The following is a 14,172-nucleotide window of genomic DNA, read 5'->3' as shown; positions in this document are numbered from 1 at the left end:
GTAGCCTTGATTCCCGCTGTCCATCATCTTGTGAAGCGGAAGAGGGCGGTTGCCGCCGTGTCGCCACAGTCCCCCAGTAACTCGAGCATCTCGACCGACACCGACCAAGCGGGGAAGAACCCTGCCGCGTCGTTCGGTGCCAACGAGTGGCTCGTCGACGAGATCTATCAGCAGTACCTCCAGGACCCGAATTCGGTAGACCGAGCCTGGTGGGACTTCTTCGCCGACTACAAGCCAGGGGCGGCCGCCGTCCCGGCTCCGGCGGGTACCGCGGCCGCGGGGGCCGCGGGGACCACCACCGCTCAGGCGGCCGCCCCGGCCGCTCCCGCCCCGGCGGCCGAGAAGCCCGCCGCCGCGCCGGCTCCCGCCCAGGCCGCGGCTCCGGCTCCCGCTCCGGCCCAGGCGAAGCCCGCCGCGCAGGCCCCGGCCCAGGCTGCCGCTCCGGCCCAGGCCGCCCCGGCCGCGAAGCCCGCCGCCGCCAAGCCCGCCGCCAAGCCGGCCGCCGCGAAGAAGGCCGAGCCCGCCGAGGCCCCCTCGGGCCCCGAGCAGGTCGTGCTGCGCGGCCCCGCCGCAGCGGTCGCGAAGAACATGAACGCCTCCCTGGAAGTGCCCACGGCCACGTCCGTGCGCGCGGTCCCGGTGAAGCTGCTCTTCGACAACCGCATCGTCATCAACAACCACCTGAAGCGCGCCCGGGGCGGGAAGATCTCCTTCACGCACCTGATCGGCTACGCCATGGTGCAGGCCATCAAGGCCATGCCGTCGATGAACTACTCCTACGCGGAGAAGGACGGCAAGCCGACCCTGGTCAAGCCGGAGCACATCAACTTCGGCCTCGCCATCGACCTGGTCAAGCCCAACGGCGACCGCCAGCTCGTGGTCGCGGGCATCAAGAAGGCCGAGACCCTGAACTTCTTCGAGTTCTGGCAGGCCTACGAGGACATCGTCCGCCGCGCCCGTGACGGCAAGCTGGGCATGGACGACTTCACCGGTGTCACGGTCTCCCTGACCAACCCCGGCGGCCTCGGCACCGTCCACTCCGTGCCGCGCCTGATGCCCGGCCAGTCGGTGATCATGGGCGTCGGCTCCATGGACTACCCGGCGGAGTTCCAGGGCACCTCCCAGGACACCCTGAACAAGCTCGGCATCTCGAAGGTCATGACGCTCACGTCGACCTACGACCACCGGGTGATCCAGGGTGCCGCCTCCGGCGAGTTCCTGCGGATCGTCGCGAACCTCCTCCTCGGTGAGAACGGCTTCTACGACGACGTCTTCGAGGCGCTGCGCATCCCCTACGAGCCGGTCCGCTGGCTCAAGGACATCGACGCCAGCCACGACGACGACGTCACCAAGGCCGCCCGCGTCTTCGAGCTGATCCACTCCTACCGGGTCCGCGGCCACGTCATGGCCGACACCGACCCGCTGGAGTACCAGCAGCGCAAGCACCCCGACCTGGACATCACCGAGCACGGGCTCACCCTGTGGGACCTGGAGCGCGAGTTCGCCGTCGGCGGCTTCTCCGGCAAGTCGATGATGAAGCTGCGCGACATCCTCGGTGTCCTGCGCGACTCGTACTGCCGCACCACCGGCATCGAGTTCATGCACATCCAGGACCCGAAGCAGCGCAAGTGGATCCAGGACCGCGTGGAGCGCCCGCACTCCAAGCCGGAGCGCGAGGAGCAGCTGCGCATCCTGCGCCGGCTGAACGCGGCCGAGGCCTTCGAGACGTTCCTGCAGACGAAGTACGTCGGCCAGAAGCGCTTCTCCCTGGAGGGCGGCGAGTCCGTCATCCCGCTGCTGGACGCGGTGCTGGACTCGGCCGCCGAGTCGCGCCTGGACGAGGTCGTCATCGGCATGGCCCACCGCGGCCGCCTGAACGTCCTGGCGAACATCGTCGGCAAGTCCTACGCCCAGATCTTCCGCGAGTTCGAGGGCAACCTCGACCCGAAGTCGATGCACGGCTCCGGCGACGTGAAGTACCACCTGGGCGCCGAGGGCACCTTCACCGGTCTCGACGGCGAGCAGATCAAGGTCTCCCTGGTCGCGAACCCCTCGCACCTGGAGGCGGTGGACCCGGTCCTGGAGGGCGTCTCGCGCGCCAAGCAGGACATCATCAACAAGGGCGGCACGGACTTCACGGTCCTGCCGGTGGCGATCCACGGCGACGCGGCCTTCGCGGGCCAGGGCGTGGTGGCCGAGACCCTGAACATGTCGCAGCTGCGCGGCTACCGCACCGGCGGCACGGTCCACATCGTCATCAACAACCAGGTCGGCTTCACGGCCGCCCCGGAGTCCTCGCGTTCCTCCATGTACGCGACGGACGTGGCCCGCATGATCGAGGCCCCGATCTTCCACGTGAACGGCGACGACCCGGAGGCCGTGGTCCGCGTCGCGCGGCTCGCCTTCGAGTTCCGCCAGGCGTTCAACAAGGACGTGGTGATCGACCTCATCTGCTACCGCCGCCGCGGTCACAACGAGTCGGACAACCCGGCCTTCACCCAGCCGCTGATGTACGACCTGATCGACAAGAAGCGCTCGGTGCGCAAGCTCTACACCGAGTCCCTCATCGGTCGCGGCGACATCACCCTGGAAGAGGCCGAGCAGGCGCTCCAGGACTACCAGGGCCAGCTGGAGAAGGTCTTCACGGAGGTCCGTGAGGCCACGTCCCAGCCGGGCACGGTCGAGTCCACCGACCCGCAGGCCGAGTTCCCGGTCGCCGTGAACACCGCGGTGACCACGGAGGTCGTCAAGCGGATCGCCGAGTCCCAGGTCAACATCCCCGACACCATCACCGTCCACCCGCGTCTGCTGCCGCAGCTCCAGCGCCGGGCGACGATGGTCGAGGACGGCACCATCGACTGGGGCATGGGCGAGACCCTCGCGATCGGTTCCCTCCTGCTGGAGGGCGTCCCGGTCCGCCTGGCGGGCCAGGACTCGCAGCGCGGTACGTTCGGCCAGCGCCACGCGGTCATCATCGACCGCACCACGGGCGAGGAGTACACGCCGCTGCAGTACCTCTCCGAGGACCAGGCGCGGCTCAACGTCTACAACTCCCTCCTCTCCGAGTACGCGGCGATGGGCTTCGAGTACGGCTACTCGCTGGCCCGCCCCGAGGCGCTCGTGATGTGGGAGGCGCAGTTCGGCGACTTCGTCAACGGCGCGCAGACGGTCGTGGACGAGTTCATCTCGTCGGCCGAGCAGAAGTGGGCCCAGACCTCCGGCGTCGTCCTGCTGCTGCCGCACGGTTACGAGGGCCAGGGCCCGGACCACTCGTCCGCCCGCCCGGAGCGCTTCCTCCAGATGTGCGCGCAGAACAACATGACGGTCGCGATGCCGACCTCGCCGTCGAACTACTTCCACCTCCTGCGGTGGCAGGTGCACAACCCGCACCACAAGCCGCTGGTGGTCTTCACGCCGAAGTCGATGCTGCGTCTGAAGGCCGCGGCGTCGAAGGCGGAGGAGTTCACGACCGGGCAGTTCCAGCCGGTCATCGGCGACGCGTCGGTGGACCCGGCCGCGGTCAAGAAGGTCGTCTTCTGCGCGGGCAAGGTCTACTACGACCTGGAGGCCGAGCGTCAGAAGCGCGGTGTGACGGACACGGCGATCATCCGCATCGAGCGCCTGTACCCGCTGCCGGGTTCGGAGCTCCAGGCGGAGATCAAGAAGTACCCGAACGCCGAGAAGTACCTGTGGGCCCAGGAGGAGCCGGCGAACCAGGGTGCCTGGCCGTTCATCGCGCTCAACCTGATCGACCACCTGGACCTGGCGGTCGGCGCGGACGTCCCGCACGGCGAGCGGCTGCGGCGCATCTCGCGCCCGCACGGCTCGTCCCCGGCGGTGGGTTCCGCGAAGCGGCACCAGGCCGAGCAGGAGCAGCTGGTGCGTGAGGTGTTCGAGGCGTAATCGCCCTCGCGCGTCCTGTGCGGCCGGGCCGCATCCCCACTCCGGGGGTGCGGCCCGGCCGTTTTCCCGCACCTATCCTTGAGGGCATGTACTTCACGGACCGTGGCATCGAGGAACTGGAGAAGCGGCGCGGCGAGGAGGAAGTCACCTTCGAGTGGCTCGCCGAGCAGCTGCGGACGTTCGTCGATCTCAACCCCGACTTCGAGGTGCCGGTGGAGCGGCTGGCGACGTGGCTGGCACGGTTGGACGACGAGGACGACGACTAGCAAGCACCGGCTGCCGCTCTCCTGGCGGCTCCCGGTCGTCGTCCCTCACTGCCGGTTCGCTGGTCGCCGGTCGCGTGAGGGCATCCGTCACGCCGGTTCGGCGTCATGCCGGGGTATGCGTCCGGGCGTCAGTCACGAGGGGCCGTGAGGGGTATCCGCCAGGGCATCAGTCACGAGGGTGCGATAGGGCGTACGTCAGGCCCAGCGCGCCGTGCGCCAGCAGCAGCGCTCCCGCCGTGCTCCAGCCGCCGCTGTGCCGTCGCAGGCCCCAGGCGATGAGCGGGAGGCCGGCCACCACCTGGGCGAAGGCGAGGGCACCGGCCCTCGGGCCGCCGGTCCAGGGCATCCAGGGACCGAGGCGGCTGTGGTCGACGGCGTCACGCCCCGCGACCGCCTCGCGCCGGCCCGGCCACTCGACGGGCACGCTGTCCGGCTGGAGGGCGGCGGCCTCCCCGAGCCGGTCGGCGGGTTCGCCGGGGGCGAGTCCGGCGGGCAGGCGGACGCCCTCGCGCGCGAGGACCGCGAGCAGACCGCGCAGACGGGTGCGGGCGTCGGTCCCGGAGTCCGGTTCGGTCAGCCGGTCCAGGGCCTGGACGTCCAGGACGGGGTCGAGCCCCATGCGGGCGGCGAAGGTGCGCATCGCCTCGTCCTCCCCCACCGGGACTCCACTCGCGAGCCATTCGAAGCCGACCGGCCGGCGGAAGCCGGAGGCGAACGCGAAACCCGCGTGCCCGGTGTCCCACCACAGGGCGAGGACCGGCCAGGGCGCGCCGACGGCGAGGGCCGCGGCCCAGCCGGTCACCACACGGTCGACGGGTTCGGCGCCCTCCCGCCAGGGCCGGCCCTCGGGCACCAGGACGCTCCACCCGTCGCCCGCGGACGTGAGCCGCATCGGCTCGCGCAGCAGATGCGCGACGGGGGCGACGGACCCGGGCGCCGCACGGCACAACAGCAGCGCCCCGGCTGCGGGACGGGTGTGGGCGGCGTCCGTCGACATGGTCACACGCTAGGGCGACTCACTCCTCTTTGTGCACTTATATCCGCCCATCCGTCCCGAGGACGGGTGCCTTGACTTTCCCGGACCGCGATATATCGTGAATACGAGAGGACGCGATATGGCGCGTCGAGTCGGGGAGGTCTGCACCATGTCCGAGTGGTCCGTCACAGAGCCGAGGAAGCTCACCTTCGACGAGCCTGTCAGCGATCTGCACGTACGCCTGGTCAACGGAACGGTGAACGTGGTGGGCACCGACGAAGGTTCCGCCCGCCTGGAGATCTCCGAGCTCGAGGGGCCACCCCTGGTGGTGACCCAGCAGGACGGCACCCTCACGGTGGCCTACGAGGACCTGCCCTGGAAGGGCTTCCTCAAGTGGCTGGACCGCAAGGGCTGGCGTCGCAGCGCGGTGGTCTCCCTGGCCGTCCCGGCAGGCACCCGGGTGGAGGTCGGTGTGGTGGGTGCGGCCGCCGTCGTCTCCGGGATCCAGGGCCCGACGGTGGTCAAGGGCGTCACCGGCGACACCACCCTCGTGGGCCTCTCCGGCCCGGTCCGCGCCGAAACGGTCTCCGGCAACCTGGAGGCCCAGGACGTGACGGGCGACCTGCGCTTCAATTCGGTCTCCGGTGACCTCACGGTGGTCCAGGGCTCCGGCCCGTCCGTGCGGGCGGAGTCGGTCAGCGGTTCGATGATCGTCGACCTCGACCCGAACGGCCCGACGGACGTCCGGCTGACCAGCGTCTCGGGCGAGATCGCCATCCGGCTGCCGTACCCGGCCGACGCGGACGTCGAGGCGAACACCGCGAGCGGCTCCGTTTCCAACGCCTTCGACGGGCTGCGCGTGCACGGCCAGTGGGGCGCCCACAAGATCACGGGCCGTCTCGGCGCGGGCACCGGCAAGCTCCGGGCCACCACCGTCTCCGGCTCGATCGCCCTGCTGCGCCGCCCGGCCCGGGAGGACGAGCCCGAGGAGCCGTGGGACACGCGCCCCGGCACCGGCGACGCGGCGGCGGCCCCGCCGCGCGGCCCCCGGGACGGCTCGGGAGACAATTCCGTCTCCGGCCCGGGCGACGGCCCAGCGTCCACCCCGGCCGACGGCACGACCGACAAGAAGGTGCTCTGACATGCCCCCCGTCTTCGCCCACGGCCGCCTCCGCCTCTACCTGCTGAAGCTGCTCGACGAGGCCCCGCGCCACGGCTACGAGGTGATCCGCCTCCTCGAGGAGCGCTTCCAGGGGCTGTACGCACCGTCGGCGGGCACGGTCTACCCTCGCCTGGCCAAGCTGGAGACCGAGGGCCTGGTCACCCACACCACCGAGGGCGGGCGCAAGGTCTACTCGATCACCGACGCGGGCCGCGCCGAACTGGCCGACCGCAGCGGCGAGCTGGCCGACCTGGAGCTGGAGATCCGGGAGTCCGTCGCCGAACTGGCCGCGGAGATCCGCGACGACGTCCGCGGCGCCGCCGGTGACCTGCGCCGCGAGATGCGCGCCGCGGCGAGCGAGGCCCGCCGCGACACCGGCACCAGGGCCGACGGCCCGTCGGGCGCCCCCTACGGCGACTTCTCGCAGCACGGCGACAAGGAGGCCTGGCGCATCGCCAAGGAGGAGATGCGCCGTGCCCGGCAGGAGTGGAAGGAGCAGGCCCGGCGCGCCAAGGACGAGAGCCGCCGCGCCCGCGAGGACGCCCAGCGCGCCCGCCGCCAGGCCAAGGAGGCCCAGGAGCAGGCGCGGGCCCAGGCCCAGGAACAGGTGCAGCGCATCACCCGCCGCGTCCAGGAGCAGGTGCAGGACCACTTCGCCCGCGGCGACTGGCCGACGGGTCTTCGCGAGGGCCTGAGCGAACTGGTCAAGGAAGTCGGCGAGTTCGGCAAGGACTACGGCAAGGACTTCGGCTTCGACTGGTCCGGCGCGGGCCGGCCGGCCGCCGATCCGGCGTCCTCACCGCCCACGGAAGACTTCCCTGCCGCCTACGAGCCCGCCTGGGCCCACGAGGACGCCACGGACTCCACCGGCGACCCGGCCCGCGACCTGGACCGTCTGCTCGACCGCTTCCGGGACGACATCCGTGACGCGGCCCGCGACCACGGCGTCACTCCGGACCAGCTTCGTGACGCCCGCCGTCATCTGTCGACGGCGGCGGCCCACATAGGAGCGCTCCTGCGCACGCAGAAGAAGTAGCCGCCCGGCCGCAGCCCTCAGCCGGCCTTGGCCTCGCCACCGCTGCCGTACAGCACCCGCACCAGGGACTCGAAGGTCACCCCGTGGTCGGCGAGGACCTCGGCCGGCACGCCGGGGCGCTGCGTGAGGGCCAGCAGGATGTGCTCGTCCCCGATGTGCCGGTCCCGCTGGGCCAGAGCGACCCGCAAGGAGCGCTCCAGCACGTCCTTGGCGCCCCGGCCGAAGGAGGTACGCCCCGACCACCACCGCTTGTCCTTCCGGTCGCCGGCCAGGGCGCCGACCCCGTGGGTCTCCTCCACCCGGGCGACGATCTCCTCCACGTCGATCCCCAGCCCGGCGAGCGCATCGGTCTCGGCCTGTGTCAGTCCGGCCCGACGCCTCGCCTCACGCAGTGCCTCCCGCACGGACTCCCGCCGCTCACCGAGTCCCAGCGCGGCGAGTGCGAAGGACCCACGGCTGCCCTCCCGGTCGAGCAGGGCCAGCAGCAGATGCTCCGGCTCCACGCACTGCCCGCCCCCACCGCCGCCCTCCACATGCTCGTACGCGCCCTTCACCACGTCCCGGGCGTCCTTCGTGAACCGCTCGAACATCAATGCCTCCCGTACTTCTTGTGCACGGCCTGCCTGCTCACACCGAGTTCGGTGGCGATCTCCTGCCAGGACCAGCCCTGGTTGCGCGCATTGCGCACCTGCACGGTCTCCAGCTGCTCCAGCAGCCGGCGCAGTGCGGCGACGGCCCGCAGGCCGACCCGTGGGTCACGGTCCCCCGCACGCTCGGCCAGATCGGTTGCTTCGGTCATGACGTCAACTTACGTTGACATCCGCCATGCGTCAACCGCAGTTGACAAACGAAGACGGCCGGTCCGCATCGGACCGGCCGTCTCCGCACCTGCGGAAGGACTCAGGGGTTGGTCAGCACGACCTTCCCGAACTGCTCGCCCGAGGCCAGCCGTTCGAAGCCCTCGCGCGCGCGGTCCATCGGCATGACCTCGTCGATGACGGGCCGCACGCCGGTGGCCGCGCAGAAGGACAGCAGGTCCTCCAGCTCGTCCTTCGTGCCCATCGTGGACCCGACGACCTTGAGCTCCAGGAAGAAGATCCGGGTCAGCTCGGCGTGGGAGGGCCGGTCGCCGCTGGTGGCGCCGGAGATGACCAGCGTGCCGCCGGGCCTCAGCGACTTCACGGAATGCGACCAGGTGGCGGCCCCGACGGTCTCGATCACGGCGTCGACCCGCTGCGGCAGCCGCGCCCCGGACTCCAGGGCCTCCACGGCCCCGAGCTCCACGGCCCGCTTGCGCTTGGCCTCGTCCCGGCTGGTGGCGAAGACCCGGAGCCCGGCGGCCTTGCCCAGCACGATGGCCGCCGTGGCGACACCGCCGCCGGCGCCCTGCACCAGCACGGAGTCACCGGGGCGGACACCCGCGTTGGTGAACAGCATCCGGTACGCGGTCAACCATGCCGTGGGCAGACAGGCGGCCTCAGCGAAGGAGAGTTCCCTGGGCTTGGGCAGGATGTTCCAGGTGGGCACGGCGACCTGCTCGGCGAAGGTGCCCTGGTAGCGCTCGGTGAGGATGGAACGGGGTTCCTTCGGGCCGACCCCGTGCCCGCTCTGTCCGATCACGGAGTGCAGGACGACCTCGTTGCCGTCCTCGTCGACGCCGGCGGCGTCACAGCCGAGGATCATCGGCAGCTTGTCCTCCGCGAGGCCCACGCCCCGCAGGGACCAGAGGTCGTGGTGGTTGAGGGAGGCGGCCTTGACCGTGACGGTACTCCAGCCGGGACGGGCCTCGGGAGCCGGACGCTCTCCCAGCTCCAGGCCGGACAGCGGCTGGTCGCGGTCGATTCGGGCGGCGTAGACAGCGAACATGACCATGACGATAGGTTCCGCGAGAACCCGAAGGAACCATCCGCCCCTGTGAGACACACCCTCTTGCCAGGTGGGCGGCAGTGTTGTCCGCGAGGACGGCCACCCCCGGCGCGGCCCCGACCAGCGACCCGCAATCCTTCGCCAGACGAAAGCGCGCACGCGCCCCGCCCGGCACCAGGCGCGAAGGCACCCCGCCCGCACCCCGCCCGGCGTCGAACGAGGGCGCTCACCCCCACCTGGCGTCGAACGACGACGCTCGCCCCCTGCGCCCCGCACGCCACCGCACACCACCCGAACAGCCCCACCCCGAAGCAAAGAAATGGCCCCGCCCGGTCCCGGGCGGGGCCACCTCACACCTGCGTCGGCGTCAGCGCCGGGCCACGCCCTCGGCCCGAGCCGCGGCCGCCACCGCGGCCGTGACCGCCGGGGCGACCCGCTCGTCGAACGGCGACGGGATGACGTAGTCGGCGGCGAGGTCGTCCCCGACCACAGCGGCCAGCGCTTCCGCGGCGGCCAGCTTCATCCCCTCGGTGATCCGGGAGGCCCGCACCTGAAGCGCGCCCGCGAAGATCCCGGGGAACGCCAGCACGTTGTTGATCTGGTTCGGGAAGTCCGACCGCCCGGTCGCGACGACCGCCGCGTACTTGTGCGCGACCTCGGGGTGCACCTCGGGGTTGGGGTTCGCCATGGCGAAGACGAACGCGCCCTTGGCCATCGTCGCCACCGCGGACTCCGCGACCGTCCCACCGGACACGCCGATGAACACATCGGCCCCGTCCAGCGCCGACTCCAGGGACCCGGTGATCCCGGCCTTGTTCGTGAAGGCGGCCAGCTCCTGCTTCACCGGCGTGAGGTCGTCCCGGTCCGCCGACACGACACCCTTGCGGTCGGCCACCGCGACGTCCCCGATCCCGGCCTCGACCAGCATCTTGGCGATGGCGACACCCGCCGCGCCGGCGCCGGAGATGACGGCCCGCAGCTCACCCAGCGCCCGCCCGCTCAGCCGCGCGGCGTTCCGCAGGGCGGCCAGCGTCACCACGGCCGTGCCGTGCTGGTCGTCATGGAAGACCGGGATGTCCAGCCGCTCCTGGAGCTTGCGCTCCACCTCGAAGCACCGGGGCGCCGAGATGTCCTCCAGGTTGACGCCGCCGAACGACGGCGCGAGCCGCACCACGGTCTCGACGATCTCGTCGACGTCCGTGCAGGCCAGGGCGATCGGAACCGCGTCCACGCCACCGAACTGCTTGAACAGGATCGCCTTGCCCTCCATCACCGGGAGGGAGGCCTCGGGCCCGATGTCACCGAGCCCCAGCACGGCCGTACCGTCCGTCACGACGGCCACGACCGACGACTTCCATGTGTAGTCGTGCACGAGCTCCGGCTGCTCCGCGATCGCGCTGCACACCTTCGCGACGCCGGGCGTGTACGCCAGGGACAGGTCGTCCTTGTCGCGGACCGGCACGGTGGCCTGCACAGCCATCTTGCCGCCGCGGTGCAACGCGAACGCCGGGTCGAAGGAGTCGAGGGGCTCCGCACCGCCCTCGTGATCCGTATCGCCGGTCTTGCTCTCGCTGCGAGGATTGACAATCTCCGCTGCCACTTCGTTTTACCCCTTAAATCTTCATTGTTTTGAGGGTGGCCACTCCTGGTGAGGGGTGGGCGGGACCGCGCACGGCCGTGGTCGTGCTCTGTACGTGATACGTACGGGCGCGTACGCGACGGGCGCGCCGCACACGCGCCCTGAGCCCCGGATGAGGGGTGTAAAAACCCTTCTTACCGGACGGACGGCGTCGACGACGAGTCCATAACGCGAAGGTCACATGACAGGGCACTGACGCTTCGTCCAAAATCGGGACAAGGCCTGGACAAACCGGCTACAACCACTCAACCACTGGCGAAGCTCGCGGGCCCCGTATCGAAATCCCGGGATTTACCGAAGTTCTTCCGGCCGGAAGGGTCGATTCCCATAGAAGGTCCGGCCGTGATGTACCGGAGTGGTGCGGTTCGGGGGTCGCCCGTTATCCGATTTTGACATGGCTGGCCCCCAGAATGGCGCAGTCCGAATGGCAAGATGCCGTAATCACACGAGGTCGCGACACTCGAAGAGGTGTGCTCTCGTCGACCCACGGCACTGCCGAACCCTTCGGCATGCCACGGCCGTGCCGAACCCATCGGCGACGGCCCGCCCCATCGGCAACTCCACCCATCCGCCGGAGGAACCCACCATGACCGCAAGCTCCACCCGTCGTACGACCGCCGCGCACTCCCGGCTAGCAGCGGTCGGTGCGATCGCGGTCGCAGGCGCGCTGATGCTCACCGGGTGCGGTGACCAGACCAAGGACACCGGCAAGGAGAGCGACACCGCCGCCTCCGCCCCGCTCGCCGACAAGCTGCCGCAGGCCATCCGCGACAAGGGCGTCATCAAGGTCGGCTCCGACATCGCCTATGCCCCGGTCGAGTTCAAGGACGGCTCGGGCAAGACGGTCGGTATCGACCCGGACCTCGCCGCCGCCATGGGCAAGCAGCTCGGGGTCGACTTCCAGTTCGAGAACGGCACGTTCGACACGCTGATCACGGGTCTGCGCTCCAAGCGGTACGACATCGCCATGTCCGCGATGACCGACACCAAGGACCGCCAGGAGGGCATCGACTCCGACACCGGCAAGAAGGTCGGCGAGGGCGTCGACTTCGTGGACTACTTCACCGCCGGTGTGTCGATCTACACCAAGAAGGGCGACGACCAGGGCATCAAGACCTGGTCCGACCTGTGCGGCAAGAAGATCGTGGTGCAGCGCGGCACGGTCTCCGAGGACCTCGCCAAGGCCGAGTCGAAGAAGTGCCCGTCCGGCAAGAAGATCGCCATCGAGCCCTTCGACAACGACCAGCAGGCCCAGACCCGTCTGCGCGCGGGCGGTGCCGACGCCGGCTCGTCCGACTTCCCGGTCGCCGCGTACGCGGTGAAGACCTCGGGCGGCGGCAAGGACTTCCAGCTGGTCGGCGAGCAGGTCGAGGCCGCTCCGTACGGCATCGCGGTCGCCAAGAACCAGACGCAGCTGCGGGACGCCCTCAAGGCCGCTCTCGACGCCGTCATCAAGAACGGCGAGTACGAGAAGATCATGAAGAAGTGGGGCGTCACGGACGGCACCATCGACGCGGCCACCATCAACGGCGGCAAGTGACCGCAGCGCAGCGGCACTGAAAGGCACTACCCGTGACTGTTGACATCGAGAAGACGGCCGGAGACACACCCCCGGCCGGACCGGAGGCCATCAAGGCCATCCCGGTCCGGCACTACGGCCGGTACGTCTCCGCCGTCGTCGCCCTCGCCCTGCTGGGCGGCATCGTCTACGCGTTCTCCCAGGGCAAGATCAACTGGGACGCGATCCCGGACTACTTCTTCGACGACCGCATCCTGGACGGCGTCGGCAAGACGCTCCTGCTGACCGTCCTATCCATGGCGATCGGCATCATCGGCGGTGTCCTGCTCGCCGTGATGCGCCTGTCGAAGAACCCGGTGACCTCGTCGATCGCGTGGTTCTACATCTGGTTCTTCCGCGGTACCCCGGTCCTGGTCCAGCTGATCGTCTGGTTCAACCTGGGACTGGTCTTCGAGTACATCAACCTCGGGCCGTTCTACAAGGACGAGTGGTCGGACTTCATGACCCCGTTCCTGACGGCGCTGCTGGGTCTCGGCCTGAACGAGGCGGCCTACATGGCGGAGATCTGCCGTGCCGGTCTGCTCTCGGTCGACGAGGGCCAGACCGAGGCGTCGCACGCGCTGGGCATGAGCCACACCAAGACGCTGCGCCGGATCGTCATCCCGCAGGCCATGCGCGTGATCGTGCCGCCGACGGGCAACGAGGTCATCAACATGCTGAAGACGACCTCGCTGGTCTCGGTCGTCCAGTATCCGGAGCTGCTGCGAGCCGCTCAGGACATCGGCCAGACCTCCGGGGCCCCCGCCGAGATGCTGTTCCTGGCCGCGGCCTGGTACCTGCTGCTGACCTCGGTCTTCAGCATCGGCCAGTACTACCTGGAGCGCTACTACGCGCGTGGTTCGAGCCGGTCGCTCCCGGCCACGCCGTTCCAGAAGATCAAGGCCAACGTGCTGTCCCTGTCCAACCGCTCGGCGTCGACGGGAGGCACCGCATGACCGCCATGGTCAAGGCCGAGGGCGTCCACAAGTCCTTCGGGCCCATCGAGGTCCTCAAGGGAATCGACCTGGAGGTGAAGTCCGGCGAGGTGTTCTGCCTCATCGGCCCCTCCGGCTCCGGCAAGTCGACCTTCCTGAGGTGCATCAACCACCTGGAGAAGATCAACGCCGGCCGTCTGTACGTCGACGGCGAGCTGGTCGGCTACCGCCAGAAGGGCGACAAGCTCTACGAGCTGAAGGACAGCGAGGTCGCCGTCAAGCGCCGCGACATCGGCATGGTCTTCCAGCGCTTCAACCTGTTCCCGCACATGACGGCCGTCGAGAACGTCATGGAAGCGCCGATCCAGGTCAAGGGCGTGAACAAGGGCCAGGCCCGGCAGCGCGCCCTGGAACTGCTGGACCGGGTGGGCCTGGCCGACAAGGCGGGCAGCTACCCCTCCCAGCTCTCCGGCGGCCAGCAGCAGCGGGTGGCCATCGCCCGGGCCCTGGCCATGGACCCCAAGCTGATGCTGTTCGACGAGCCGACCTCGGCGCTGGACCCGGAGCTGGTGGGTGACGTCCTGGACGTCATGCGCGACCTGGCCGAGTCCGGCATGACGATGATCGTCGTCACCCACGAGATGGGCTTCGCCCGCGAGGTGGGCGACAGCCTGGTGTTCATGGACGGCGGTGTGGTGGTCGAATCCGGACACCCGCGCGAGGTGCTGACGAACCCGCAGCACGAGCGGACGAAGTCGTTCCTGTCCAAGGTGCTCTGACGGTACACACGGCGAGGGGGCGGTACGGGATTCCCGTGCCGCCCCCTTCGCG

12 protein-coding genes are annotated in these 14,172 nt (G+C 70.0%); 7 read left to right on the top strand and 5 right to left on the bottom strand.

Translation table 11 applies throughout. The features are described 5' to 3' along the window. Positions 1–57: 57 nt before the first annotated feature. Entirely contained in the window at positions 58–3,903 is a 3,846-nt protein-coding gene (locus tag AC0665_RS04095) for a multifunctional oxoglutarate decarboxylase/oxoglutarate dehydrogenase thiamine pyrophosphate-binding subunit/dihydrolipoyllysine-residue succinyltransferase subunit (RefSeq protein WP_478704374.1), read from the top strand. A gap of 86 nt (positions 3,904–3,989) precedes the next feature. Continuing rightward, the gene (locus AC0665_RS04090; RefSeq protein WP_030049542.1) at positions 3,990–4,169 is read left to right on the top strand and encodes a DUF6104 family protein; all 180 of its coding nucleotides are present in this window, start codon (positions 3,990–3,992) and stop codon (positions 4,167–4,169) included. 166 nt (positions 4,170–4,335) lie between these two features. Here AC0665_RS04090 and AC0665_RS04085 read toward each other — a convergent pair whose 3' ends face one another. Further along, complete coding sequence (locus AC0665_RS04085; RefSeq protein ID WP_478704373.1) at positions 4,336–5,166, bottom strand: hypothetical protein; 831 nt, start codon at positions 5,164–5,166, stop codon at positions 4,336–4,338. 148 nt (positions 5,167–5,314) lie between these two features. Here AC0665_RS04085 and AC0665_RS04080 point away from each other — a divergent pair, with 148 nt between their 5' ends. Together AC0665_RS04080 and AC0665_RS04075 are read left to right on the top strand one after the other, a co-directional pair. Then, positions 5,315–6,286, top strand: a complete 972-nt coding sequence (locus AC0665_RS04080) for a DUF4097 family beta strand repeat-containing protein (protein ID WP_478704372.1) — start codon at positions 5,315–5,317, stop codon at positions 6,284–6,286. Between the two features lies 1 nt (position 6,287). Continuing rightward, positions 6,288–7,343, top strand: coding sequence for a PadR family transcriptional regulator (locus AC0665_RS04075; protein WP_468638642.1), 1,056 nt, complete (start codon positions 6,288–6,290; stop codon positions 7,341–7,343). A 17-nt stretch (positions 7,344–7,360) separates the two neighbouring features. Here the strand turns inward: AC0665_RS04075 and AC0665_RS04070 are convergent, their stop codons facing one another. The 4 genes from AC0665_RS04070 to AC0665_RS04055 form a co-directional block, all read right to left on the bottom strand. Further along, entirely contained in the window at positions 7,361–7,933 is a 573-nt protein-coding gene (locus AC0665_RS04070; protein WP_478609959.1) for a Clp protease N-terminal domain-containing protein, read from the bottom strand. After that, a complete protein-coding gene (locus AC0665_RS04065) occupies positions 7,933–8,142 on the bottom strand; it encodes an HTH domain-containing protein (protein ID WP_030860301.1) in 210 nt (69 codons plus the stop codon). The genes AC0665_RS04070 and AC0665_RS04065 overlap by 1 nt, the downstream gene beginning before the upstream one ends. A 101-nt stretch (positions 8,143–8,243) precedes the next feature. Beyond that, positions 8,244–9,209 carry a zinc-binding dehydrogenase gene (locus tag AC0665_RS04060; protein ID WP_468407500.1) on the bottom strand — a complete coding sequence of 322 codons (966 nt, stop codon included), beginning with the start codon at positions 9,207–9,209 and terminating at the stop codon, positions 8,244–8,246. A gap of 367 nt (positions 9,210–9,576) precedes the next feature. Beyond that, positions 9,577–10,809 (bottom strand): NAD(P)-dependent malic enzyme, encoded by a 1,233-nt coding sequence (locus AC0665_RS04055; protein ID WP_363117238.1) that lies wholly within the window; start codon positions 10,807–10,809, stop codon positions 9,577–9,579. A gap of 625 nt (positions 10,810–11,434) precedes the next feature. Between AC0665_RS04055 and AC0665_RS04050 the strand changes: the two genes are divergently transcribed. The 3 genes from AC0665_RS04050 to AC0665_RS04040 are packed head-to-tail and all read left to right on the top strand — an operon-like array spanning position 11,435 to position 14,120. Continuing rightward, positions 11,435–12,388 (top strand): ABC transporter substrate-binding protein, encoded by a 954-nt coding sequence (locus AC0665_RS04050; protein ID WP_468407498.1) that lies wholly within the window; start codon positions 11,435–11,437, stop codon positions 12,386–12,388. A gap of 32 nt (positions 12,389–12,420) precedes the next feature. Then, positions 12,421–13,362, top strand: coding sequence for an amino acid ABC transporter permease (locus AC0665_RS04045; protein WP_468638648.1), 942 nt, complete (start codon positions 12,421–12,423; stop codon positions 13,360–13,362). Continuing rightward, positions 13,359–14,120: an amino acid ABC transporter ATP-binding protein gene (locus AC0665_RS04040; RefSeq protein WP_468407494.1), complete on the top strand. Its 762-nt coding sequence runs from the start codon at positions 13,359–13,361 to the stop codon at positions 14,118–14,120. Before AC0665_RS04045 ends, AC0665_RS04040 begins: the two co-directional genes overlap by 4 nt. Positions 14,121–14,172 lie beyond the last annotated feature (52 nt).

This window comes from Streptomyces sp. NPDC043685, assembly GCF_056436585.1.
This window is presented reverse-complemented; position numbering and strand designations above follow the sequence as displayed.

Excerpts from the sequence above, each read along its gene's own strand:
- AC0665_RS04090 (WP_030049542.1), top strand. The coding sequence starts at position 3,990 with ATGTACTTCACGGACCGTGGCATCGAGGAACTGGAGAAGCGGCGCGGC.
- AC0665_RS04085 (WP_478704373.1), bottom strand. The coding sequence starts at position 5,166 with ATGTCGACGGACGCCGCCCACACCCGTCCCGCAGCCGGGGCGCTGCTG.
- AC0665_RS04080 (WP_478704372.1), top strand. The coding sequence starts at position 5,315 with ATGTCCGAGTGGTCCGTCACAGAGCCGAGGAAGCTCACCTTCGACGAG.
- AC0665_RS04075 (WP_468638642.1), top strand. The coding sequence starts at position 6,288 with ATGCCCCCCGTCTTCGCCCACGGCCGCCTCCGCCTCTACCTGCTGAAG.
- AC0665_RS04070 (WP_478609959.1), bottom strand. The coding sequence starts at position 7,933 with ATGTTCGAGCGGTTCACGAAGGACGCCCGGGACGTGGTGAAGGGCGCG.
- AC0665_RS04065 (WP_030860301.1), bottom strand. The coding sequence starts at position 8,142 with ATGACCGAAGCAACCGATCTGGCCGAGCGTGCGGGGGACCGTGACCCA.
- AC0665_RS04060 (WP_468407500.1), bottom strand. The coding sequence starts at position 9,209 with ATGTTCGCTGTCTACGCCGCCCGAATCGACCGCGACCAGCCGCTGTCC.
- AC0665_RS04050 (WP_468407498.1), top strand. The coding sequence starts at position 11,435 with ATGACCGCAAGCTCCACCCGTCGTACGACCGCCGCGCACTCCCGGCTA.
- AC0665_RS04040 (WP_468407494.1), top strand. The coding sequence starts at position 13,359 with ATGACCGCCATGGTCAAGGCCGAGGGCGTCCACAAGTCCTTCGGGCCC.